General features: G+C 60.9%; 23 protein-coding genes. 17 read left to right on the plus strand and 6 right to left on the minus strand.

Annotation, left to right across the window (positions count from 1 at the left end; all coding sequences use genetic code 11):
• Positions 1 to 173 precede the first annotated feature (173 nt).
• Positions 174 to 530, plus strand: coding sequence for a response regulator (locus POI8812_RS07840; protein WP_162844949.1), 357 nt, complete (start codon positions 174 to 176; stop codon positions 528 to 530).
• Entirely contained in the window at positions 520 to 1,566 is a 1,047-nt protein-coding gene (locus POI8812_RS07845) for a sensor histidine kinase (RefSeq protein WP_108781998.1), read from the plus strand. The genes POI8812_RS07840 and POI8812_RS07845 overlap by 11 nt, the downstream gene beginning before the upstream one ends.
• On the opposite strand, the gene POI8812_RS07850 is transcribed toward POI8812_RS07845, so the two are convergent.
• Positions 1,567 to 2,904 carry an ATP-binding protein gene (locus POI8812_RS07850; RefSeq protein WP_108781999.1) on the minus strand — a complete coding sequence of 446 codons (1,338 nt, stop codon included), beginning with the start codon at positions 2,902 to 2,904 and terminating at the stop codon, positions 1,567 to 1,569. It abuts the gene before it with no gap.
• Positions 2,905 to 2,945: 41 nt separating this feature from the next.
• Between POI8812_RS07850 and POI8812_RS07855 the strand changes: the two genes are divergently transcribed.
• The gene (locus POI8812_RS07855; protein ID WP_108782000.1) at positions 2,946 to 3,833 is read left to right on the plus strand and encodes an MBL fold metallo-hydrolase; all 888 of its coding nucleotides are present in this window, start codon (positions 2,946 to 2,948) and stop codon (positions 3,831 to 3,833) included.
• Between the two features lie 33 nt (positions 3,834 to 3,866).
• Here POI8812_RS07855 and miaA read toward each other — a convergent pair whose 3' ends face one another.
• From miaA to POI8812_RS07880, 5 genes are all read right to left on the minus strand, one after another.
• On the minus strand, positions 3,867 to 4,793 hold the full coding sequence (gene miaA / locus POI8812_RS07860) for a tRNA (adenosine(37)-N6)-dimethylallyltransferase MiaA (protein WP_108782001.1): 927 nt from the start codon (positions 4,791 to 4,793) through the stop codon (positions 3,867 to 3,869).
• On the minus strand, positions 4,756 to 5,658 hold the full coding sequence (locus tag POI8812_RS07865) for a pseudouridine-5'-phosphate glycosidase (RefSeq protein WP_108782002.1): 903 nt from the start codon (positions 5,656 to 5,658) through the stop codon (positions 4,756 to 4,758). The genes miaA and POI8812_RS07865 overlap by 38 nt, the downstream gene beginning before the upstream one ends.
• Positions 5,655 to 6,452 carry a PfkB family carbohydrate kinase gene (locus POI8812_RS07870; RefSeq protein ID WP_108782003.1) on the minus strand — a complete coding sequence of 266 codons (798 nt, stop codon included), beginning with the start codon at positions 6,450 to 6,452 and terminating at the stop codon, positions 5,655 to 5,657. Before POI8812_RS07870 ends, POI8812_RS07865 begins: the two co-directional genes overlap by 4 nt.
• Complete coding sequence (locus POI8812_RS07875) at positions 6,449 to 7,369, minus strand: AEC family transporter (protein WP_108782004.1); 921 nt, start codon at positions 7,367 to 7,369, stop codon at positions 6,449 to 6,451. Before POI8812_RS07875 ends, POI8812_RS07870 begins: the two co-directional genes overlap by 4 nt.
• Before the next feature lie 85 nt (positions 7,370 to 7,454).
• The gene (locus POI8812_RS07880) at positions 7,455 to 8,294 is read right to left on the minus strand and encodes a TPM domain-containing protein (protein WP_146186139.1); all 840 of its coding nucleotides are present in this window, start codon (positions 8,292 to 8,294) and stop codon (positions 7,455 to 7,457) included.
• 258 nt (positions 8,295 to 8,552) lie between these two features.
• Between POI8812_RS07880 and rpsB the strand changes: the two genes are divergently transcribed.
• The 14 genes from rpsB to lpxA all read left to right on the plus strand — a co-directional run bounded on the left by rpsB (position 8,553) and on the right by lpxA (position 21,510).
• Positions 8,553 to 9,308: a 30S ribosomal protein S2 gene (gene rpsB, locus POI8812_RS07885; RefSeq protein WP_108782006.1), complete on the plus strand. Its 756-nt coding sequence runs from the start codon at positions 8,553 to 8,555 to the stop codon at positions 9,306 to 9,308.
• A 97-nt stretch (positions 9,309 to 9,405) separates the two neighbouring features.
• The gene (tsf, locus tag POI8812_RS07890) at positions 9,406 to 10,281 is read left to right on the plus strand and encodes a translation elongation factor Ts (protein ID WP_108782007.1); all 876 of its coding nucleotides are present in this window, start codon (positions 9,406 to 9,408) and stop codon (positions 10,279 to 10,281) included.
• A 152-nt stretch (positions 10,282 to 10,433) separates the two neighbouring features.
• The gene (locus POI8812_RS07895) at positions 10,434 to 11,042 is read left to right on the plus strand and encodes a hypothetical protein (protein ID WP_146186140.1); all 609 of its coding nucleotides are present in this window, start codon (positions 10,434 to 10,436) and stop codon (positions 11,040 to 11,042) included.
• 50 nt (positions 11,043 to 11,092) lie between these two features.
• Positions 11,093 to 11,755 (plus strand): YitT family protein, encoded by a 663-nt coding sequence (locus POI8812_RS07900; protein ID WP_108782009.1) that lies wholly within the window; start codon positions 11,093 to 11,095, stop codon positions 11,753 to 11,755.
• A 55-nt stretch (positions 11,756 to 11,810) separates the two neighbouring features.
• Entirely contained in the window at positions 11,811 to 12,539 is a 729-nt protein-coding gene (gene pyrH / locus POI8812_RS07905) for a UMP kinase (RefSeq protein WP_108782010.1), read from the plus strand.
• 74 nt (positions 12,540 to 12,613) lie between these two features.
• Positions 12,614 to 13,177 (plus strand): ribosome recycling factor, encoded by a 564-nt coding sequence (gene frr / locus POI8812_RS07910; protein ID WP_108782011.1) that lies wholly within the window; start codon positions 12,614 to 12,616, stop codon positions 13,175 to 13,177.
• A 38-nt stretch (positions 13,178 to 13,215) separates the two neighbouring features.
• Positions 13,216 to 13,947, plus strand: coding sequence for an undecaprenyl pyrophosphate synthase (gene uppS, locus POI8812_RS07915; RefSeq protein ID WP_108782012.1), 732 nt, complete (start codon positions 13,216 to 13,218; stop codon positions 13,945 to 13,947).
• Complete coding sequence (locus POI8812_RS07920) at positions 13,944 to 14,759, plus strand: phosphatidate cytidylyltransferase (RefSeq protein WP_108782013.1); 816 nt, start codon at positions 13,944 to 13,946, stop codon at positions 14,757 to 14,759. Before uppS ends, POI8812_RS07920 begins: the two co-directional genes overlap by 4 nt.
• Positions 14,756 to 15,931 carry a 1-deoxy-D-xylulose-5-phosphate reductoisomerase gene (gene dxr, locus POI8812_RS07925; RefSeq protein WP_162844965.1) on the plus strand — a complete coding sequence of 392 codons (1,176 nt, stop codon included), beginning with the start codon at positions 14,756 to 14,758 and terminating at the stop codon, positions 15,929 to 15,931. The genes POI8812_RS07920 and dxr overlap by 4 nt, the downstream gene beginning before the upstream one ends.
• Complete coding sequence (gene rseP / locus POI8812_RS07930; RefSeq protein ID WP_108782015.1) at positions 15,928 to 17,268, plus strand: RIP metalloprotease RseP; 1,341 nt, start codon at positions 15,928 to 15,930, stop codon at positions 17,266 to 17,268. Before dxr ends, rseP begins: the two co-directional genes overlap by 4 nt.
• A 53-nt stretch (positions 17,269 to 17,321) precedes the next feature.
• Positions 17,322 to 19,679, plus strand: a complete 2,358-nt coding sequence (gene bamA, locus POI8812_RS07935; protein ID WP_162844950.1) for an outer membrane protein assembly factor BamA — start codon at positions 17,322 to 17,324, stop codon at positions 19,677 to 19,679.
• Positions 19,679 to 20,215 carry an OmpH/Skp family outer membrane protein gene (locus tag POI8812_RS07940; RefSeq protein WP_108782017.1) on the plus strand — a complete coding sequence of 179 codons (537 nt, stop codon included), beginning with the start codon at positions 19,679 to 19,681 and terminating at the stop codon, positions 20,213 to 20,215. The genes bamA and POI8812_RS07940 overlap by 1 nt, the downstream gene beginning before the upstream one ends.
• Before the next feature lie 30 nt (positions 20,216 to 20,245).
• On the plus strand, positions 20,246 to 20,713 hold the full coding sequence (gene fabZ / locus POI8812_RS07945) for a 3-hydroxyacyl-ACP dehydratase FabZ (RefSeq protein WP_108782018.1): 468 nt from the start codon (positions 20,246 to 20,248) through the stop codon (positions 20,711 to 20,713).
• On the plus strand, positions 20,710 to 21,510 hold the full coding sequence (lpxA, locus tag POI8812_RS07950) for an acyl-ACP--UDP-N-acetylglucosamine O-acyltransferase (RefSeq protein WP_108782019.1): 801 nt from the start codon (positions 20,710 to 20,712) through the stop codon (positions 21,508 to 21,510). Before fabZ ends, lpxA begins: the two co-directional genes overlap by 4 nt.
• Positions 21,511 to 21,513: the final 3 nt, after the last annotated feature.

Below are 21,513 nucleotides of genomic sequence, written 5' to 3' on the forward strand. Positions count from 1 at the left end.
CCGTATCAGGCCGCAGGGAGAAACCGGGCAGTTCAATCACCGTTAAGAGCCTGAATACGACGACTTGGAGGGGAAAATCCGCTTGGATTTTTCCCTCTCTTTTTATGCGATTAACATTTCTGAAAGGTGCGGTATGGTTGCTAGGGTACATGCAGAACCTAAGGTCCAACCTCATGCCCAATGCCCTTGCGGGACAAACAATCCTTCTGGCCGAGGATGAGCCGTTGATCGCGCTCAACCTTGAGATGGTGCTTGAGGAAGAGGGCGCGACCGTGATCGCCGTCACCCATATCGGACGGACGGATCACGTTGATCCGGGCAAAATCTCCGGCGCAATTCTCGATGTGCAACTCGCCGATGGGGAGGTCTATGACCTAGCCGATCGTCTGTATGCCGAGGGTGTGCCAATCGTCTTTCATTCCGGCCATGCGGAGCGGACAGATTTGTTGACCCGCTATCCGGGCGCGCGCGCGCTGACAAAAGCCGCCGATGAAGACCTGCTCGTGAAGGAACTGACCCATGCATGCTGATACGTCCCTGACCACTGCGCCGCCTGTGATGGATGCAAAGGCTGAGGTCAGCGATGCTGTGCGCGCGCAACTGGCCTTGCGCGCGGGAAAGATGGCCAGTTTCGATTGGCACATGGATACCGGGATCGTGGAAAGCGAGGCAAAGCTGCGGGAGCTTTACGGGATGCCCTTGGTCGGGCAGCAGACCGTGGATGATTTCTTTGCCATCATTCATCCTGAGGATATTCCCCATGTGGATGCCGCGATCACCCGTGCGATCGAACAGGACGTGGATTATCAGGCGGAATGGCGTGTGATCCACCCGGACGGAAAGATCCGGTGGCTGGGTGGACAGGGACGGATCACGGCGCGCGATGCGGATGGAACACCGCAACGCATGCTGGGCCTGAATTGGGACATCACCGACCGGAAGGCGCAGGAAGAACAACTCGCCCTGATGGCGCGGGAGATGAACCACCGGGTGAAGAACATCTTCGCGATGATTGCAGCGCTCATCCGAATGGCAAAGTCGCGCACCCACGATGTGGCCTCCTTTGCCGATGTGCTGCGCAGTCAGGTTTTTGCCCTGTCCGACGCCCATGCGTTGACGATGGAATATTCCTCGTCTCAGGGCACAGCACAGGCCATTCCGGCGCGTAGAATAGTGGAGGCCGCGGTGGCCGCATGGAACCGCGAGGGCGGCGTTACAGAGATTGTGATCGACGTGTCCGATCAGGTCACGCTTGATGCGCGCCAGACCTCGGCCCTTGCCATGATGCTGTATGAGCTGGCGACCAATGCGGCGAAATACGGCGCGTTGGCGCAAGATGGCGGGACGCTCGATATCTCGCTGCTGCGTGAGCCGGGGGACCGGGCGCGGCTGATCTGGAGGGAGGTGTTGGCAAACCGGACCCTTGATCCGGGAGCGATTGCTGCGGCCCAGGATGGCGGGTTTGGATCGGTTCTGCTGCGCCAATCGGCGCTGGCCTTGGACGGATCCCTTCAACAGGACACCCGCCTGCAAGGTGTTGAGGTTACGCTCGATTTTCCGATCTGATCAGCGCGGAATGCGCAAGGTCGCCATCAGACCGCCCATCTGTGGGCTTTCGCTCAATGTCAGTGTGCCGCCATGGCTGCGCGCAACATCCGCCGCGATGGAAAGGCCCAGTCCGACGGATCCACCGCTATCCTGATTTCGCGCGACATCGAGCCGGGTGAAGGGCTTTAACGCCGTTTCGCGATCAGCCTCGGGAATGCCGACGCCGTCATCTTCTACCGTAAATGTCAGAGTCAGGCGGTCGAGGGCGACGCTGACCCGTACGGTGTCGCCGTAGCGCGCCGCGTTGGAGATCAGGTTGGCCAACGCGCGGCCGATTGCCGTCTGGCGCAGCTGTACCTCCGGCTCATCCGGGGTGGAGCTTTGCACGGTCAGGCTGATCGAGGTTCCGGCGCGCCGCGTGTTGGTGACTTGCGTGCGCGCAAGCTCGATCGGGTCGGTCAGGCGGGTGGGTTCTGCGCCCTCACCGCGCGCAAAGGCCAGAAAACCGTCGAGCATCCGCTCCATCTCCTGCACATCATGGGCGAGCTCCTCCATCTCGGGGCTCGGATCGGCGAGAGAGATGGCAAGGCGCATGCGTGTAAGCGGCGTGCGCAGGTCGTGGCTGACCCCGGACAGCATAGACGTGCGCTGCCCGATCTGCCGCTCAATCCTTGTGCGCATGGCAAGGAAGGCGTTGCCCGCGCGGCGCACCTCTTCGGCGCCGCGCGGCTTGAATTTCACGGATCGGCCTTTGCCGAATGCCTCAGACGCGTGGGCCAATTCGCGGATCGGGCGGATCTGATTGCGCAAGAAGAGTGTTGAAATTGTTGCAAAAATAGCTGCTGCAAAGACGATCCAAAGGACGAGCTGGTGTGGGTTGCTGGCAATGACCCGGCGGCGGGGGATGAGGGCGGACACGACCCCGGCGGGGGTTGCAACCTCGACCAGTACGATTTTGTCGATGGCGGTCATGTCGACGAACATCGGGCGGTCGATGCTGTCCTGCAAGGTTTCCACAAGGGCGCGACCGGAGATGTCAAAGCTGCGCAACTCTGCCCCCGGCTCAACCGTGCCGTCTTCGTCCAGAAAGATCGTCAGGCCGAGAAGCGCACTGATGGTTTCCATCTGCCGTTGCCGGGCGTCTTCATCCGGTTCGCGGGTGATGATCTGGATCGCGTAGTTCAGCTCTGCCCCGACCGACTGTGTCATCTGCGCGGTCACACCTTCGACGTGGCGATTGATAAAAACGGCGGCCGTGACGATCTGAATGCCGACCACAGGCACGAACAGGATGAGCAAGGCGCGGCCCAAAAGGTTGCGCGGCGTGTATTTTTTGAGCCAAGAAAAGTCCAACATGCCCCTAGCGGTATTGGTGCGGGGGCAGGAGGGCAAGTGCGATGATGACACGGGTGGCAGACGGCGTGCGCCGGATCACGGCACCGAATGGCGGGCCGATGACCTATACGGGCACGCAATCCTACCTGATCGGTGATGGGGGCGATCTTGTTCTGATCGACCCGGGACCGGAATTGGCAGAGCACCGGGCTGCTATTGAGGGGGCGCTGGCGACAGGTGAGCAGATCGCGGCCATCCTCGTGACCCATGCGCATCTCGATCACTCACCGCTGGCGCGCAGCCTTTCCGCAGATCTGGGTGTGCCCGTGCACGCTTACGGACCTGCCGGGGCGGGGCGCTCAGATCAGATGCAGGCTTTGGCCGATAGTGGTGCGCATCTGGGCGGGGGCGAAGGCGTCGATACGGCTTTTGCCCCGGATGTCATGCTGGCGGATGGGGAGCTGTTCACCATGGGTGGCACGCGGCTGAGAGTGCTTCATACCCCCGGTCACATGAGCGATCATCTGTGCTTCGCGCTGGAGGGGAGCGACCTGTTGTTCTCTGGCGATCATGTGATGGGATGGGCGACAACACTTGTGTCCCCGCCGGACGGAGATCTGACCGCCTTCATGGCATCGCTTCAAAAGGTTCAGGGGCAAGGGTTTGCCCGTTTCCTGCCCGGTCATGGCGCGCCGGTGGAGGACCCGGACACGCTGGTTGCGCGGCAAATTGCGCACAGGCGGGGGCGGGAGGTGCAGATCCTTGACGCTTTGCAGGCGCGCCCGCGCCGGATTGATCAGATCGTGCCGGAGATTTACGCCGATGTGAATCCCGCGCTGCATCCGGCGGCAGCGCGCAACGTGTTGGCCCATCTGCTCGACCTGGTGGCGCGCGGCCTTGTCACGACCAATGAGCCGCTGCGGGCGGACGGAGTGTTTGAGAGGGCCTAGCCTTCGGCGAGGATATTTTCGCCAAGAAGAAGTTCAGCGCGGGACCTGGGCGCAGAGCGCCTCAACCGGCTCAGCCGGGTCCAGTGCCGTCCATGCGGACATGCGACTGCGAAACCACGTGCGCTGCCGCTTTGCATATTGGCGCGTCGCCGTAATCGTCCGTTCTGCGGCCGTTTCGAGCGTCATTTCACCCTTGAGGTAGGCGATCAGCTCTGGTGCGCCCAAGGCGCGGGACGAGGGACGGCCCGGCGTCGAGCCGGTCCGGTTGGCCGCGGCTTCTTCCAGCGCGCCTTCCGCCAGCATCAGGTCAAAGCGACGGGCGATCCTGTCGTTGAGCCAATTGACATCGGGACGCAGCAGGATTGGCACCGTTCGCTCTAGCGGCAGATCGGGTGCCGGCGTCTCGTCCTGCCAGTCTGCAAGGGGGCGACCGGTTGTGCGCAACACCTCCCACGCGCGCTGAATGCGCATCGGGTTGGCTGTGTCGATCCGGGCGAGCGTGGCTGAATCCTCTCGCAACAGGTCGGCCCGCATCCCCTCGGCGCCCAGAGCATCGGCGGCGGTGCGAACACTGGGCGGTGTTGGTGGAATGTCGGCCAGCCCGTCTGTTGCCGCGGCAAAATTCAGGCCTGTGCCGCCGATGATGATGGGCCTATGTCCTGCATGCCGGGCGCGCCGGAGTTGGGCGCGCAGATCACGCAGCCAGTGCCCGGTTGAATAGCTTTCGTGATTGGCCACATGACCATAGAGCGCGTGCGGGGCCGTGACCTCATCCGCCGGGCTGGGGCGTGCGGTCAGGACGCGCCACCCCGAATAGACTTGAAGTGCGTCGGCATTGATGATGATGCCGTTGTCACGCTGGGCCAGGGCGAGGGCGAGGGCGCTCTTTCCGCTGGCGGTCGGGCCCGCGATGAGGATCGGGTCAGAGGGCACGAGCGATGTCGGCGGCAAGGCGCGCATTGTTTTTGACCAGCGCGATATTCGCCGTCAGCGACCGTCCATCCGTCAGTTCGAAGATGCGACCCAGAAGGAAGGGGGTGACGGCCTTTGCGGCGATGCCCTGATCCTGCGCCTCGGCCAAAGCCTGCGCGACGATGGGCATTATTTCGGCCGAAGCGATTTCTGCCGAGGTGGGAATGGGATTGGCGATGAGTTGTCCGCCGGGCAGGCCGAGGGTGGCCCGCATGCGATGGGCCGTCGCGATGTCGTCGGCGGTGTCCATGCGGAGCGGAACCGCGATTTCAGAGGTGGCAGACCAGAAGGCGGGCAGGCGGTCTGTCTGGTACCCGATGACAGGAACGCCAAGTGTTTCAAGCACTTCCATGGTCTTTGGCAGGTCCAGGATCGCCTTCGCCCCGGCTGCGACAACGGTGACAGGCGTTTCGGACAATTCGCGCAGGTCTGCGGAGATGTCGAAACTTTCCTCGGCGCCACGATGTACGCCTCCAATGCCACCTGTGGCGAAGACGCCGATCCCGGCCAGATTGGCACAGATCATAGTCGCTGCGACCGTTGTGGCCCCGGTCGCGCCGGTTGCGAGTGCGGCGGCCAGATCGGCGCGGGAGAGCTTCATGACGTTATTTGCCTGCGCAAGATTATCGAGCTCGGCAGCCTCTAGCCCGATATGGATCTTGCCGCCCATGATGGCGATTGTGGCTGGAGTGGCGCCCGCATCGCGGATGGTCTGCTCAACCTCTTGCGCGGTGTCGCGGTTCTGCGGCCAGGGCATACCATGGGTGATGATGGTCGATTCCAGCGCGACGATCGGGGTGCCTGCGGCGCGGGCTGCGCTGACTTCGGCAGAGAAGGCAAGGGGCGCGGTCATGAGGATATTCCGTTGATATGGTCGGCGGCGGATTGAAGGGCGGCTGATAGCGCGTCCGCATCCGATGCGCCAGAGAGAGAGGCGCGGACATGTCCGGCCACGAACGCATCGCCCGCGCCGGTGATCTGGCCTTGGGCGGGTGGGGGCATCTGGGTCAGGACAGTGCTGTCCCGGCAGAAGCTCGCCGGGCGTGGGCCGTCCGTGACAATGGCAAAGGCGGCACCCTGTGCGCAGAGCGCCCGTGCGGCATCCGCCGGGTCGGCGTGGCCCGTCATTGCCTGACCTTCAATCTGATTGCAGTAGAGCGCAGCCCCGGCTGCGATCAGCGGGTGCAGCCGTGCCGTCTTGGACGGGCTTGCGGGCACAAGCCGCAGGTCGGCGGGCATGTTCGCGGTCAGTCGGGCGAGCGCGGCGCCTGGCAGGTTTCCGTCGAGAATGACGGGCGTATGCTCACCCGCGATGCGGTCGATGACCCGGTGGGCCTCCCGCTCCAACAGGTCGCAGCTGGCGATGGCTGCGACCAGGCCAGAGGGGTCTTCCACGGCGATGTAGTTGTCGGTCGCCCCGTTGGCGACGATCAATCCCGGCAGGCCGATCGCTGCGGACAGTGCCTGTCCGTCCGGATCATTGCCGATCACCGCGACCAGTTCGCAGCGCAGCGCGAGTGCGATATTGCAGGCAACCCCGCCCGGTCTCCGGATGACGGAGCCCGCCTGATCCGCGCCCCGTGGTGCCGGTTTTGGAGCCACGGCAATGACATCCCAAAGGGCCGCGCCCGCGCAGATCACACTCATTGCACCCAGCCGATCACATAGGTCAGCGTGCCAATGCTGAGAGCGGTGGAAAAGAGGATCGCGGAAGACGCCCGTTGGGGCGCGGTGTTGTAGTGTTGGGCGACGATATAGATGTTACCCGCAACCGGCATGGCCGCGGCACAGATCATGATCATCGCGTTGAAGGGGTCGAGATCGAAGAGCCACAGGGCGGAGATACCGACGAGCACGGGATGCACCACCAATTTCAGCGAGGAAATCCAAAGTGCCACAGAGGCCCGCTCCGCGGACTTACCGGCGAGTGACGCTCCGATTGCGAAGAGGGCACAAGGCGTCGCAGCGGACCCCAGGATCGTCAGGAACTCTGCCGCTGGCGGTGGCAAGTCCTGCCCATAGGCGGACCAGAGCAGGCCTGCGACGATAGCCATGATCATCGGGTTGGACAACAGGCCCTTTGCGATGGTCGCAATCGTGCCGACGCCGAGACGCGACCGGCTGCCGGTGATCACGGCAACGATCAGCGAACCGAAAATGATGAGATCCACGCAGAGAACCATGATGACGGGCAGGGCGGCACGCTCTCCGAACAGGCTGACAAGCATCGGGATACCCAGAAAACCCACATTTCCGATGACGGCGCATTGCGCCTCGACCGCGGCGACGCCTGCTGATTGCTTTCGGGCGATGGCAATGATCGTTGCCACGACCCACAGCGCGAGGGACGGGATCAGATAGGCCATCAAGAACGGCACATTCGCCACCTGGGCAAATTCCAGTGTCGCGGTGAAGTTGAAGATCATCGCCGACAGGGCGAAGAAAAAGACAAATCGTGTCAGTGCAATCGCGGCCTCGGCTGCGAAAAAGCGGGTGGCCGCCGCCCCATACCCCAGTCCGATCAGCGCAAAGAAGGGGATGATCTTGAGGAAGATGTCGAGCATGCCGTGGCCTTGATCGGGGGCGTTGGCCTGGGTTTATCATGTTTGCGACCGGATGGTAGGGGCTTGGCTGCCCCAGTCAGGCCCATCAGAACCGCCCTGACGCACCACCACCACCACTGCGCCCGCCGCCAAAGCGCCCGCCGCCCTGTGCCTTGGTCGGTCGCTGGGCAGGGATGACATATTTGGTCTCGGCCCGGTGATCGCAGCTTGTGCAGGTGATCAGATCAATCCCTTCGCCGCTTTGACCGAGCGAGGCGGGGCGAAGAACGCGGCTGCTGACATTCAGGGTGCGCTTGCCGCATTGTGGGCACGCCCGGCGAGCGATCAGCCATTGACGAATTTTTCCCGCGAACAGCCCCACAGCCCCAGCCAAGACTGCGAGGGCCAGAAACACTTTGTCGGAAAAACTCATGCTGTCGTTTTCCGGCGGGCTGGCACCTTCGAGGTAAGGCTGCACAATCCGCGTGATGATATCCGAAGTGCCAAGGTCGATCCCGGTGGTGAAATCATCCTCACGCAGCCAGGGCACCAGCGTTTCTTCGACTACCTGTTCCGCGAAACTGTTCCAATCCTGGCCATAAGCCGCGCCGAGTTCGATGCGAACCTCACGCTCCGCAACCAAGATCAGAAGCAGGACACCATCATTGCGTGATCTGTCTCCGATCCCCCAGCTATCGAAGAGCGCGGTCGCAAATTGCTCTAGCGTGACCTCCCGCGCGGTCCCGGATCTGCTGCGCAACGTCGCGACCGTCATTTCTACTCCGCTCTCGTTCTTTAACCGCGCCAAACGGCTGGATATGCGGCTCTCAACCGGATCGGGCAGCAGGTCTGCAAAATCATTAACGGTGCTGCTATAGGGCGGGGGGAACCCCTGTGCGGATGCAAGGCCGGCCCAGCATAGAAAGACGATGACGAAGATGCGCATGAACGGAAGCTCCGGCGGAAACAACTGAATGACGCCATTGGGATTGGCCGCTGGCAACGCTATCGTCCCGCCAGAATTCAGGCCAGTGCGAATGCACACAGGTCACGGGCTTGCATCCCCGGCCAAACGCGTCTAAGGCACCCGCACTTAATCCCGCAGGCGGGGGCGGGTGCATTGGGGAGACATCCCAATTCATCCACCGGTTGGGCCAGATGGTCCCTCACCCTTGCCGAGGCGAAACCGGAAAAGGAATATCAGATGGCTCTTCCCGAGTTCACTCTGCGTCAGCTGCTGGAAGCTGGCGTGCACTTTGGCCACCAGAAGCACCGCTGGAACCCGCGTATGGGCCAGTACATCTATGGTGACCGCAACGGCATCCACATCCTCGACCTGACGCAGACCGTTCCGCTGCTGGACGCAGCGCTGAACGTCGTGCAGCAGACCGTTGCAAAAGGCGGCCGCATCCTCTTCGTCGGCACGAAGCGTCAGGCGCAAAAGCCCGTCGCAGATGCGGCAGAGATGTGCGCGCAGTACTACATGAACCACCGTTGGCTGGGCGGCACGCTCACCAACTGGAAGACGGTCTCCAACTCCATCAACCGCATGAAGTCGCTTGATGAGCAGCTGGGCGAAGGTGCGGACGGCTTTACCAAGAAAGAGCGTTTGCAGCTCGACCGTGAGCAGTCCAAGCTCACCGCGTCCCTGGGCGGCATCCGCGACATGGGCGGTGTTCCGGACCTGATCTTCGTGATCGACACGAACAAAGAGGCGCTGGCGATTGCAGAAGCCAAGAAGCTGGGCATTCCGGTGATTGCGGTTCTCGATTCCAACTCCAACCCCGAAGGCATCGACTACCCGATCCCGGGCAACGACGATGCGGCCCGCGCCATCGCGCTTTACTGCGACCTGATCGCCCGCGCGGCTCTGGACGGCATGTCCGAGCAGCTGGGTGCGGCAGGCGTCGACCTGGGTGAGATGGAAGAGGGCATGGTTGAGGAAGCCGTCGCTGAATAAGCGACCCTCTGACTGTCACATATGGTTTGCGCCCTCGCTTTAGGTCGGGGGCGCACGAATTTCCGCTACATGAATTTTCCGTTGTAGGAGAGACGACATGGCAATCACCGCAAAGCAGGTGAAAGAACTGCGCGACAGCACCGGCGCAGGCATGATGGACGCGAAAAAAGCGCTGACCGAAACCGATGGCGACATGGAAGCCGCGGTTGATTGGCTGCGCACCAAAGGTCTTGCGAAAGCGGCCAAGAAGTCGGGCCGCACCGCGGCAGAGGGCCTCGTCGCTGTGAAGGCAGAGGGCGGCGTTGCCGTTGCAGTCGAGGTGAACTCCGAGACTGATTTCGTTGCCCGTAATGCCGAGTTCCAGCAGATGGTCGGCGACATCGCGGGCGTCGCGATGGGTGTGGACAGCACCGAAGCGCTGGCTGACGCGGATATGGGCGGCAAGTCCGTCGCCGCTGTCATTCAGGAAAAAGTCGGCACCATTGGTGAGAACATGGGCCTGCGCCGCATGTCCAAAGTCACCGGTGAGGGCGTTGCGTCCTACGTGCACGGCGCTGTTGTCGACGGCATGGGCAAGATCGGCGTGATCGTGGCGTTTGACGGCGACAATGCGGATTTCGGCAAGCAGGTTGCGATGCACGTCGCTGCAACCAACCCGGCCTCCCTGAACGAAGGCGATCTGGACCCGGCGCTGGTTGAGCGTGAAAAGCAGGTTCTGACCGATCAGGCCCGCGAGTCCGGCAAGCCCGAGCAGGTCATCGAGAAGATGATCGTTGGCCGCATGAAGAAGTATTTCGAGGAAGTCACGCTGGTGAACCAGAAATTCGTGATGAACCCCGATCTGACCGTTGGTGAAGCCGCGAAAGAAGCAGGCATCACCATCACCGGCTTCGCCCGTGTTGAAGTCGGCGAAGGCATCGAAAAGGTCGAAGAAGACTTCGCAGCCGAAGTCGCAAAGACCATGGGCGGCTAAGCCCACACGCGCAAGACGCACCACAAGGAAACGCCGCCTCGGAAGCATCCGGGGCGGCGTTTTCTGTTGGACGCAAATATTGAAATATTTGTTGTTAATGAATGCGGGCCAGTGTTTCTCTTCAAACTTGATCCGTGGGAAAAGGAACTTGGATGTTTAGTGCTAGAAAACACACTGGTGGCGATGAAAGTGCGCCTTCCAACGCTGGTGTAGTCCTGATTGCTCGCTTGAATTCAAAGACGCAACCCATTGACCGAGGTGATTTCTATGAGGATCCCCTTCATAATCGACTCGAAGCGCGGGGACTTGGCGCAGTAAGCGGCGGTGGAACGCAATTGATGGACGAACCGCACGGAATTGCCTTTGTTGATGTTGAAATTTTTGCTCGCGATGCCTCGGAAGAAACACTGACAGCCATTATCGAGGAGCTTGAGGCCATTGGAGTTCCGAAGGGATCAAAGCTGTTCGTTGAGAAAAGCGAGGATGGTAAACAGTTCGGCACATTGGAGGGCTTAGGTCTCTTCCTGAATGGGGTGGATTTGCCCACAGAGGTTTACGAGACTTCAGATGTGAATGAACTAATACGGCGCTGCGGGGCGCTCATGGGCGACGATTATGCAATGATGGGTTACTGGCAGGGTGCACGGGAAACCGGCCTTTATTTTTACGGCCCATCTTTTGAGCACATGAAGATTGCAATCGAGAATTTCGTTGCCAACTCGCCTCTTTGCCAGATGTCCCGGATTGAACAGATTGCCTGACAAGTTCCAAGACAACTTGACCTCCGCCTATTCCGCCCGACATCTCCTTCATGCCTATATTGCACCGCAACAATGAATCCGCTCAGCTTCGTCGGCGCTTCGAGGATTGGAAGGCGACGGCGACGCATCATTCTCCGCTGGAGGATGCGCAGGGGATCGGGGCCGGGGTGGTGATCACGGCGCTGGGGCTTGCGCTTTATCAGGGGGCGGGGCTGGTCACGGCAGGCATGGCCGGACTGGCGCTGATCATCAGCTATGCAAGCGCGTGGGATGCGGGGATCGTGTTCTGGTTGCTCAATCTGCCCTTCTATGGCCTTGCGATCCTGCGAATGGGCTGGGCCTTCACTCTCAAGACCTTTGCCGCGATCACGCTGTTGTCGGTGCTGCTGTCCTTTCAGGCAGATTGGCTCGCCGTGGCTGATATTGCGCCTGCTTATGCCGCTATTGCGGGCGGGATTGCTGTTGGCTTTGGACTTTTGGGGTTGTTCCGGCACCGCGCGAGCCTGGGCGGGGTCGGTATCCTGGCACTTTTCCTGCAAGACCGGCTCGGCTGGCGGCCGGGACTGGTGCAACTGGTGCTCGACCTGATGATCCTCAGCTCGGGTTTGCTCGTCCTGCCCTGGGGCGCGATGCTGTGGTCGATCATCGGGGCGGTGGTGCTCAATCTGTTTTTGACGGTCAATCACCGGCTGGACCGCTATATCGCCCGTTGAAGGTAAACGCGATCTGGGGCAGTGTCCGCGCAACCCGAATATTGGAGACTCGCCCATGTCTGACGCTGCGCCGACGCCTGCCTATTCCCGCGTGATGCTCAAGATTTCGGGGGAGGCGTTGATGGGCGATCAGGGCTTTGGCCTGCATCCTCCGACTGTTGAGCGTGTCGCCAAGCAGGTGCAGGGCCTCCATGCGATGGGTGTCGAGGTCTGCATGGTCATCGGCGGCGGCAACATCTTTCGCGGCCTTTCCGGTTCTGCCCAGGGGATGGAGCGGACCACGGCGGACTATATGGGCATGTTGGCCACGGTGATGAATGCGCTGGCCATGCAATCGGCGCTTGAGGCGCTCAAGATCAACACGCGTGTGATCTCCGCCATTCCGATGGATCAGGTTTGTGAGCCCTATATTCGCCGCCGTGCCGTCCGCCATCTGGAGAAAAAGCGGGTCTGCATCTTTGCCGCGGGGACGGGCAACCCGTATTTCACGACCGACACGGCGGCCACGCTGCGCGCGAACGAGATGAAGTGCGAAGCGATCTTCAAGGGCACGCAGGTTGACGGTGTCTATGACAGCGACCCCAAGACCAACCCGGATGCCGTCCGATATGACACCGTGACCTATGACGAGGTTCTGGCCAAGAACCTCAAAGTCATGGACGCCAGTGCCATTGCGCTGGCCCGCGACAACAAATTGCCAATCATTGTTTTTTCCTTAGGCGCGCCCGACGGCCTGTCCGGGGTCTTGAGTGGCAAGGGAAAATTCACCAAAGTGACGCAGTGACCGCCAATCGCGCTATATAGACGCGAAACCGCGCCCCGACGCGCGGCGGCACAGGAATTAGAGGGACCGAGCATATGTCCGACGAGCTTGATATTGACACCGACGCGCTGGCCAAACGCATGGATGGCGCGCTGAGCAGCCTGAAGGGCGATTTCGCCAGCCTTCGGACGGGGCGGGCCTCCGGCTCGATGCTCGACGTAGTGGAGGTTGAGGCCTATGGCTCCATGATGCCGATCAATCAGGTGGCGACGGTCAATGTGCCCGAGCCGCGCATGGTCACAGTCTCGGTTTGGGACAAGGGCATGGTTGGCGCTGTTGAAAAGGCGATCCGCAATTCCGGCCTCGGCATCAATCCGGTGATGGACGGCACGACGCTGCGCCTGCCGATCCCCGAGTTGAACGAGGAGCGTCGCCGGGATCTGACCAAGGTTGCGGGACAATATGCGGAAAATGCCCGCGTCGCGGTCCGCAACGTCCGCCGCGACGGTATGGATCAGATCAAGAAGGCCAAGGCCGCAGGCATGGCTGAAGACGACCAGAAGGTCTATGCCGACGAGATCGAAGAGATCACGAAGGCCCATATCAGCAAGATCGACTCCGCTCTGGAAACCAAGCAGGAAGAGATCATGCAGGTCTGACGACCTGCGATCCTGCATTTTCCCAAGGATTGCCCGCAATGAGCCGCTCAACCCAACGACCGACCCACGTCGCCATCATCATGGATGGCAATGGGCGTTGGGCCGTGCGCCGTGGGCTGCCCCGTGTGGCTGGACATAAGAAGGGCGTGCAGCGCGTGCGCGAGATTGTGCGCTCTTGCCCAGAGCTCGGTGTGGAAACCCTGACGCTCTACGCTTTCTCGACAGAGAACTGGAAGCGCCCGGTGATCGAGGTGGCGGCTCTGATGCGTCTGTTTCGGATCTATATCCGGATGGAGGCCGTCAAGCTGATCGAAAACGGCGTGCGCGTGCGCTTTATTGGTGAACGCTCAGCGCTGGAGGAAGATATCCGCGCGATGATGCTGGGGCTGGAGCAGGCCACGAAGGACAATGATCGGCTGACATTGCAGATCGCGCTGAACTATGGCGGACGTGATGAGATCGTGCGCGCGATGCGCAATATGGGCGAGGCGGTCGCACACGGTGCGCTGAGCCCTGATGATATCAATGAGGCGCTTTTGTCCGCCCATCTCGACACTCATGCGTGCAGCGATCCCGATCTGGTGATCCGCACCAGTGGGGAATATCGAACGTCGAACTTCCTGCCGTGGCAGGCGGCCTATTCCGAATATGCTTTTGTGCCAGAGTGTTGGCCTGATTTCACGCCAAAACAGTTTGGCGAAATTCTGGATGCATTTGGCCTGCGTGAGCGGCGCTTTGGTGCTGTCGAGGCGCAGGGCAGTTCGGCTTGAGTGGTCAGGCCTCCAAGTTCGATGATCTTCACATCCGGCTGATCTCAGCGCTGGCGCTGGGACTGATTGCTCTTGTCGTCTTTGTGTTCGGGGGCCTGTGGTCTGCCGCGTTGCTCGCCCTTGGATGCGGAGCGATGATCTGGGAATGGCGTGAAATGGTTGTCGGTAAGGGGCAGGGCCTCCGGCTGCGTGCGTTGCCGATGGTGATCGCTGGACCGGTTGGCGTACTTGTTGCTGATCAATGGGATCCGTTCACCGGAATTTTCGCGATGCTGGTCCTGCTGGCTATTGGCGCGGGGGCCGAGCGGGCGCGGCTTCGTTTCATCCTCCCCGGTGTTGCCTATATCGGCATCGCCATGATCTGTATCGAGGCGCTGCGCAATGACACGCGGTTCGGATTTCTGGCCGTGCTTTGGTTGGTTCTGATTGTGATTGCGGCAGATGTTGGCGGATATTTCGGGGGGCGGATATTCGGAGGGCCCAAGCTGTGGCCTCGGGTCAGCCCTAAGAAGACCTGGGCAGGCGTCATCGGCGGGGTGCTCTTTGCCCAGATCACGGGATTTGTCTTTGGCCTGTTCACCGCAGTGACATATGCGCCCGAAGTCGCATTGATGAGTGCGGTGGTCGCGCTGGTCAGTGTGGGCGGGGATTTGATTGAAAGCTCGGCCAAGCGTTATTTCGGGGTGAAGGACTCCAGCCGTCTGATGCCGGGGCATGGTGGCATTCTCGACCGGTTGGATGGACTGATGGCCGCCGCGATCTTTGTCGCCGCGATCAGCTTCTTCCGGGGGCAGTCGATCTTCCTATGGTGAGGCGTGTTTCAGTCCTGGGGGCAACAGGATCCATCGGAACCCAGACTCTTGATCTGATTGATCGTGCTGGCGGTGCAGAGGCGTTTGATGTCATCGCTCTGACGGGTCACTCCAATGTCGCGGCCCTTGCTGAGGCGGCGATCCGCCTGCGGGCAGATGTGGCCGTGACGGCTGATCTGTCAAAGCTGGATGCCCTGCGCGAAGCGCTCTCAGGATCAGATGTAGAGGCTGCGGCGGGACCTGATGCGATATGTGAGGCTGCGTCACGTCCGGCGGATTGGACGATGTCTGCGATCGTGGGCGCTGCCGGTCTCGCCCCAACGCTGGAGGCGGCGCAGCAGGGCAGATGCCTTGCGCTCGCCAACAAGGAGAGCATGGTCTGCGCTGGCGATCTGCTAAATGCTGTCTGTGCTGAGCACGGCACCACATTGCTGCCTGCTGACAGCGAACATGCAGCCATCTTTCAGTGCCTGCGCGGGGAAACAGCGCGTGAGGTCGAGCGGGTGATCATCACCGCGTCGGGTGGGCCGTTCCGAGGCCGAACCCGCGATCAGATGCGCGACGTGACGCTCGCAGAAGCCGTGGCGCATCCGAACTGGGACATGGGACAGGGGATTTCGATCGACTCTGCCACCATGTTCAACAAGGCTTTAGAAGTCATTGAAGCAAAATATCTTTTCGATTTACGACCAGATCAGATTGAGGTGATCGTGCACCCGCAGAGCATCGTCCACTCGATGATTGGGTTCGCGGATGGGTCGATCATGGCACAGCTGGGGCCGCCGGATATGCGGGGGGCCATCGGCTATTGCCTCAACTATCCAGAACGTCGCGACCTGCCGGTGGACCGGCTAGATTTTGCCAAGCTTGCCTCGCTCGACTTTCATGCACCTGATCTGGACGCCTTCCCGGCCCTGCGGCTGGTGCGCCGCGTGTTGGACGCGGGCGGTGCGGCGGGTGCCGTGCTGAATGCGGCCAAGGAGGCGGCAATGGCCGGGTTTGTCGCAGGCCGGATCGGATTTCTGGCGCAGGCCGACCTTGTGGAACTGGCCCTGAACGCCCTAATTGATGAGGCAGCCCGGGCTGGGCAGACGCTGGAGGCGGTGCTCGATATCGATCAGCGCACCCGGTCTTTCGTAGAACAGCGCATCGCGCAGGGAATTGAGCAATGATGGAATTGATCGCGGCAATCCCGCTTGTCGGTGGCCTGCTCGCCACGCTTCTGCCTTTTGTCGTGGTGCTTGGCATTGTCGTGTTCATCCATGAGTTCGGACATTACATCGTCGGTCGCTGGTGCGGGATCGAGGCCGAGGTCTTCTCCCTCGGTTTTGGCAAGGAAATCTGGCACCGGATGGACAAGCGCGGAACACGTTGGCGCATCGGGATCCTGCCGCTGGGCGGCTATGTGAAGTTTCTTGGTGATGCAGATGGTTCGTCCCGCCCGGATCGCAACACGATTGACCAATTGGCTGAGGATGAGCGGAGCCGCTCTTTCCCCGGGGCGGCGTTGTGGAAGCGTGCGCTGACGGTCGCTGCGGGACCTGTTGCAAATTTCCTTTTGTCCATCGTGATTTACAGCGGTCTGGTTCTATCGAGTGGGGTCGGCGTCGAGGAACCGCGTCTAGGAGAGTTGCCCGCCTCGGTCGCAGCTGAGGTTCCCTTGGAAGAGGGCGATCTGGTCCTCGCGGTGAACGGCGATCCGGTTGAGAGTTTCGTGGATCTTGTCGTCTATGTGGCCGAGCTTGAGAGCGGTACGTCCATTCAGTTCCTTGTGGACAGGAATGGGGAAGAGTTGTTGCTCGATGTGCCGCTTTTGCAGGCGCCTTTTGTGGCTGGTATCCGCCCGCTTTCGGCGGCGAGCCGTGCGGGGATCGAGCCGGGCGATCTGATCGTTGCCGCCGACGGTGCACCCCTGCCTGATTTCGACACGCTCAAAGATGCCGTCGCGGCCAAGGCTGGTGAGGAAATGGTCATAACCGTCCGACGCGGTGACGAGCGGATGGATCTGACGATGGTGCCAACCATCGAAGATGTTCAGGAACCTGACGGCACCTTTGTGCGACGGCCCATTATCGGCGTGAGCCTGTCGGGATATCTGGAGCCAGCAATTGAAAGCGCGGGATTTGTACGGGCCCTCGGCATTGGTGTGGACCGAACCTGGGGTGTCGTGTCCGCGACTTTCGAGGGAATCGGTCAGATGTTCGCAGGCAATGTCAGCCCGACGAATCTGCAAGGTCCGGTCGGGATTGCGCAGGTCTCGGGCGAGACGGCGAGCTATGGGCTGACGAGTTTCATTTTGCTCGTCGCCCTGATTTCGACAGCAATCGGCCTTATGAACCTGATGCCGGTGCCCGTTTTGGACGGTGGACACCTTGTTTTCTATGCGATTGAGGCGGTTACGGGCCGTCCTGCGCAGGGCAAATGGGTCGATGTTGCTATGGCAATCGGCATTGCAATGGTGTTGTCCCTGATGCTTTTCGCGACGTATAACGACCTGACACGTCTCTAGCTCCGCCATCGGGGCCGGAAGGGCGGCACCAAGTGATGACGAGGACGGACCAGATGCGATCAACTCAGCAATATGCGGGCCTTCGCCCGGTGCGTGCAGCCTTGTTTGCGGGCACGATGCTCGCGACCGGATTGTTCGGGTTCAGCGCGGCCGCGCAGGGAGTGCCTCGTCCGTTCACGCTGCAAGGTGTGCAGGTGCAGGGCAATGTGCGGATCGAGGCGGAAACCATCCGTATCTATTCCGAGCTGGTTCCCGGTGAGACGGTCTCTCCATCCGAACTGAATGACGCGGTGCAGGCGATCTATGCGTCCGGACTGTTTGAGGATGTTCAGCTTCAGGTCGCGGGCAACTCCGTCTTGATCGCAGTCGTCGAGAATCCGATCATCAATGTCGTCGCTTTCGAGGGCAATGATCTGGTCGATGACGAGACATTGGATGCCGCCGTAGATCTGCGCCCGCGGCTTGCCTATAACCGCGCTGATGTTGAGGCCGCCTCCGCACAGTTGATCGATGCCTACCGCGCGGTCGGGCGTTTCGATGCGCAGGTCAATCCGGTGATCATCGAACGCGCTGACAACCGCGTCGATGTGGTGTTCGAGATCTTCGAAGGCGGCGTGACGGAGATTGACCGGATCACCTTCGTGGGCAACGAGACGTTTTCTGACGGTGATCTGCGTGACGTGATTTCGTCCAATCAGGCGGGTTTCCTGTCCACATTCTTCTCCGATGATACCTATGATCCCGGTCGCGTGCGGCTGGATGAGGAATTGCTGCGCCAGTTCTATCTCGAAAATGGCTTTGCGGAATTTGTCGTTGAAAGCGCTGTTGCCGAGCTTTCGCCCGACCGTGAGGGTTTCTTCCTGACGTTCACGGTCAGCGAAGGGCCACGCTATACGTTTGGTGAGCTGGCGGTCGATAGCCTGATCGAAGGTTTGATCCCGCAGGATTTCGAAGGTGACATCACGGCGGAGGCCGGCGATGGCTTCGACCAGCGGGTCATCGACGATTCAATCGAGAATATTCTGGAGACCGCGCGGCTACAGGGCTTCGCCTTCACCGATGTTGTTCCGCGCGTGATGCAAGATCCCGAGGCGCAAACCGTCAACGTGATCTTCGAAGTCCTGCAAGGCGACCGTGTCTTCGTTCAGCGCATTGATATCGAAGGCAACACGCAGACCCTCGACCGTGTCATCCGGCGTGAGTTCGATCTGGTCGAAGGCGACGCGTTCAATGCCGCCTCCGTACGCGAAACAGCAGACCGTCTGCGCGGGCTGGGCTATTTCCAGGATGTTGCTGTAAATGTCAGCGAAGGCTCTGCCCCGGATCAGGCGGTTATCGATGTCGAGGTGGAAGAGCAACTGACCGGTGCGGTGAACTTCGGCCTCAGCTTCTCGTCCCAATCCGGTGTGGGTGGAACAGTTGAGTTGAGCGAACGCAACTTCCTGGGCCGTGGGCAGCGGGTCGCCGTCGAATTCTCGACCGCTTCGGACCTCAACGTCTATTCATTCAGCTTTGATGAGCCGTCCTTCCTCGACCGCGATGTGGGCGTCGGGTTTGACGTCTATGTGCGGGAGGAAGACCTTTCGACCCTGACATTCAACACCAACAGCATTGGGTTTGAGCCGCGTGTCAGCTTCCCTGTGAGCGACAATGGAACGGTGCAGCTGCGCTATCGTATCTCAAGTGATGAGATCGTGACCGGAACCGCGACGACAGCATCGGCAGCAATCCTTCAGGATGCAGGCGACGCGACGACCTCCTCTATCGGGGCGACCTATGTTTATGACCGGCGCAACAGCCGCGCGGCCCCCACGGATGGATATCTGTTCACCACCTCAGTCGATCTGGCCGGGTTGGGTGGCGATGCGCAATATCTGCGCGCAACGGCCCGTGGACGTGGGTACCTGTCGTTCCGCAATGACAGCGTTGTCACCTTCATCGAGGCGGAAGTTGGCGCGATGGGCGGTGATGACATCCGCATCAATGACCGGTTCTTCCTTGGCGGTTCCTCGTTCCGTGGCTTCGCGGCTGGCGGATTCGGCCCGCGTGACCGCTTCGTGAATGGCACGACGCGCAACATCAACTCGGCACTTGGCGGCAACTACTACGCTGTCCTGCGCGGGCAGGCATCGTTCCCGATTGGTTTGCCGGAATCTGCGGGCATCTTCGGTGGGGTCTTCGCCAATGTCGGCTCGATCTGGGGTCTGGATCGGGTGACCTATACCGACGCGGCGCGCCCCGGTGGCACGTTCACAGTGGATGACAGCCTCGAAATCCGCAGTGCTGTGGGTGTGTCGATCTTCTGGGACAGCCCCATCGGCGGTCTGCGGCTCGACTTTGCCAATCCGATCGAGACGATTGTCGGGGATGAGACCGAAAGCTTCCGTCTGTCGGGCGGTCGCCGCTTCTGATGGTCCGCTTGGGCGCAGCCCTTCTGGCGCTGATGCTGATGGGCACAATGGCGATGGGGCAGGGGCGGATACCGCCTTTGCTCCTCGTGAACCCGCAGCAGGTTCTTGAACGATCAGAAACCGGTCGCGCGCTGATTGCCGAAAATCAAGAGGCACGGGAGGCGCTGGCCGCTGAAAGTGCTGAGCGGTCCGACGCGTTCGAGCGTGAGGAGATGGAGTTGACAGAGCGGCGCGGCGCCATGGAGCCCGAAGCCTTTGCCGCCCTTGCCGACGAATTTGACGCCCGCGTGCGTGCAGCACGAGCCGAGCAAGACCGTGCGGGCCAGCAGCTCGCCCGTGATCAGGAGGCCGCCCAGGCGCGCTTCAATGCCTTGCTCACACCCATCTATTCCGAATTGATGCGCGAATCCGGCGCGGCGGCCGTGCTCGACATTCGAAATGTGGTGCTGGCAAATTCACAACTCGACATAACACGTGAAGTGATCCGGCGGCTCGATGCGGCTGCCGCGCTTGACGATGAACCGGCCGATCAATAGGCCGACAAGACCAACTTGCAGGGGGAAACCATGTCTGATCATTTCAAGGAAGCTGTCGGCCTGGCGGATATCAAACGGATGATCCCGCACCGCTACCCGTTCCTGCTGGTGGATCGGGTTGAGCGCATGGTTGAAGGAAAGTCGGCGGTCGGCATCAAGAATGTCACGGCCAATGAGCCTCATTTCGAAGGCCATTTTCCCGATAAGGCCGTGATGCCCGGCGTTCTTCAGGTCGAGGCGTTAGCGCAGACTGCGGCTGTCATGGTGGTGAACTCCCTTGATCTGATCGACAAGGGCATGCTCGTCTATTTCATGTCGATTGATGAGGTCAAATTCCGCCGCGTGGTTGAGCCCGGCGATGTTTTGGAACTGCATGTCGAAACCATCCGTGGCCGTGGCAAGGTCTGGAAGTTCCGGGGTGAGGCGAAGGTGAACGGTGAGCTGGCCACGGAATGCGTATTTGCCGCGATGATCGCTCCTGGCGAGTCCGAGGCATGACAGTCCACGAAACAGCAATCATCCACCCGACCGCCATCATCGCAGATGGTGCAGAGATCGGTGCGAAAACGGTTGTTGGTCCCTATTGCATCATCGGGGCAGAGGTGCGCCTGGGGGCTGAGATGACGTTGCATTCGCACGTGGTTGTCGCGGGCGACACGATGATCGGGGATGGTACGCGGATCTGGCCCTTTGCCTCTGTCGGGCATCAGCCGCAGGACCTGAAGTTCAATGGTGAGAAGACGCGCCTCACCATAGGCGCGCGGAACATGATCCGCGAAAGCACCTCGATCAATCCGGGAACGGAGGGCGGCGGGGGCCTCACTCAGATCGGTGACGGCAACCTGTTCATGCTCGGCTCGCATGTCGGCCATGACTGCATCATCGGCGACAACAACGTCTTCGCCAATAATGCTGCCATCGCGGGTCATTGCGTAATTGCGGATAATGTCATCGTTGGCGGTCAATCCGGGGTGCACCAATTCGTGCATATTGGGCGCGGCGCGATGATCGGTGCCGTCTCGATGGTGACCAAAGATGTCATCCCCTATGGCAATATTACCGGCAATCGCGGTCAGTTGTCCGGTTTGAACGTGACAGGTCTGAAGCGACGCGGCGTGCCCCGCGAAAAGATGCACGCGCTGCGGGCGGCCTATCAGGCGATCTTCGCCGACGGAACCGGAACCTTGCAGGATCGTGCGCGCCGGGCGGCGGAAGATCATCCTGAGAACGAATTGGTCGCCGAGATTGTCGCCTTTGTGTTGAAGGAGCATCAACGCTCCCTCGCGACGCCCTGAGCC

The sequence above is a fragment of the Pontivivens insulae genome, assembly GCF_900302495.1.
Classification (GTDB): Bacteria; Pseudomonadota; Alphaproteobacteria; order Rhodobacterales; family Rhodobacteraceae; genus Pontivivens; species Pontivivens insulae.

Bases quoted from the DNA above. Each gene is read 5' to 3' on its own strand.
- POI8812_RS07895 (WP_146186140.1), top strand. From the start codon at position 10,434: ATGTTTAGTGCTAGAAAACACACTGGTGGCGATGAAAGTGCGCCTTCC.
- lpxA (WP_108782019.1), top strand. From the start codon at position 20,710: ATGACAGTCCACGAAACAGCAATCATCCACCCGACCGCCATCATCGCA.
- POI8812_RS07940 (WP_108782017.1), top strand. From the start codon at position 19,679: ATGGTCCGCTTGGGCGCAGCCCTTCTGGCGCTGATGCTGATGGGCACA.
- POI8812_RS07855 (WP_108782000.1), top strand. From the start codon at position 2,946: ATGATGACACGGGTGGCAGACGGCGTGCGCCGGATCACGGCACCGAAT.
- pyrH (WP_108782010.1), top strand. From the start codon at position 11,811: ATGTCTGACGCTGCGCCGACGCCTGCCTATTCCCGCGTGATGCTCAAG.
- tsf (WP_108782007.1), top strand. From the start codon at position 9,406: ATGGCAATCACCGCAAAGCAGGTGAAAGAACTGCGCGACAGCACCGGC.
- uppS (WP_108782012.1), top strand. From the start codon at position 13,216: ATGAGCCGCTCAACCCAACGACCGACCCACGTCGCCATCATCATGGAT.
- POI8812_RS07870 (WP_108782003.1), bottom strand. From the start codon at position 6,452: ATGAGTGTGATCTGCGCGGGCGCGGCCCTTTGGGATGTCATTGCCGTG.
- fabZ (WP_108782018.1), top strand. From the start codon at position 20,246: ATGTCTGATCATTTCAAGGAAGCTGTCGGCCTGGCGGATATCAAACGG.
- POI8812_RS07865 (WP_108782002.1), bottom strand. From the start codon at position 5,658: ATGACCGCGCCCCTTGCCTTCTCTGCCGAAGTCAGCGCAGCCCGCGCC.
- rpsB (WP_108782006.1), top strand. From the start codon at position 8,553: ATGGCTCTTCCCGAGTTCACTCTGCGTCAGCTGCTGGAAGCTGGCGTG.
- POI8812_RS07880 (WP_146186139.1), bottom strand. From the start codon at position 8,294: ATGCGCATCTTCGTCATCGTCTTTCTATGCTGGGCCGGCCTTGCATCC.
- rseP (WP_108782015.1), top strand. From the start codon at position 15,928: ATGATGGAATTGATCGCGGCAATCCCGCTTGTCGGTGGCCTGCTCGCC.
- POI8812_RS07840 (WP_162844949.1), top strand. From the start codon at position 174: ATGCCCAATGCCCTTGCGGGACAAACAATCCTTCTGGCCGAGGATGAG.
- POI8812_RS07850 (WP_108781999.1), bottom strand. From the start codon at position 2,904: ATGTTGGACTTTTCTTGGCTCAAAAAATACACGCCGCGCAACCTTTTG.
- POI8812_RS07900 (WP_108782009.1), top strand. From the start codon at position 11,093: ATGCCTATATTGCACCGCAACAATGAATCCGCTCAGCTTCGTCGGCGC.
- POI8812_RS07875 (WP_108782004.1), bottom strand. From the start codon at position 7,369: ATGCTCGACATCTTCCTCAAGATCATCCCCTTCTTTGCGCTGATCGGA.
- miaA (WP_108782001.1), bottom strand. From the start codon at position 4,793: ATGCGCGCCTTGCCGCCGACATCGCTCGTGCCCTCTGACCCGATCCTC.
- frr (WP_108782011.1), top strand. From the start codon at position 12,614: ATGTCCGACGAGCTTGATATTGACACCGACGCGCTGGCCAAACGCATG.
- POI8812_RS07845 (WP_108781998.1), top strand. From the start codon at position 520: ATGCATGCTGATACGTCCCTGACCACTGCGCCGCCTGTGATGGATGCA.
- bamA (WP_162844950.1), top strand. From the start codon at position 17,322: ATGCGATCAACTCAGCAATATGCGGGCCTTCGCCCGGTGCGTGCAGCC.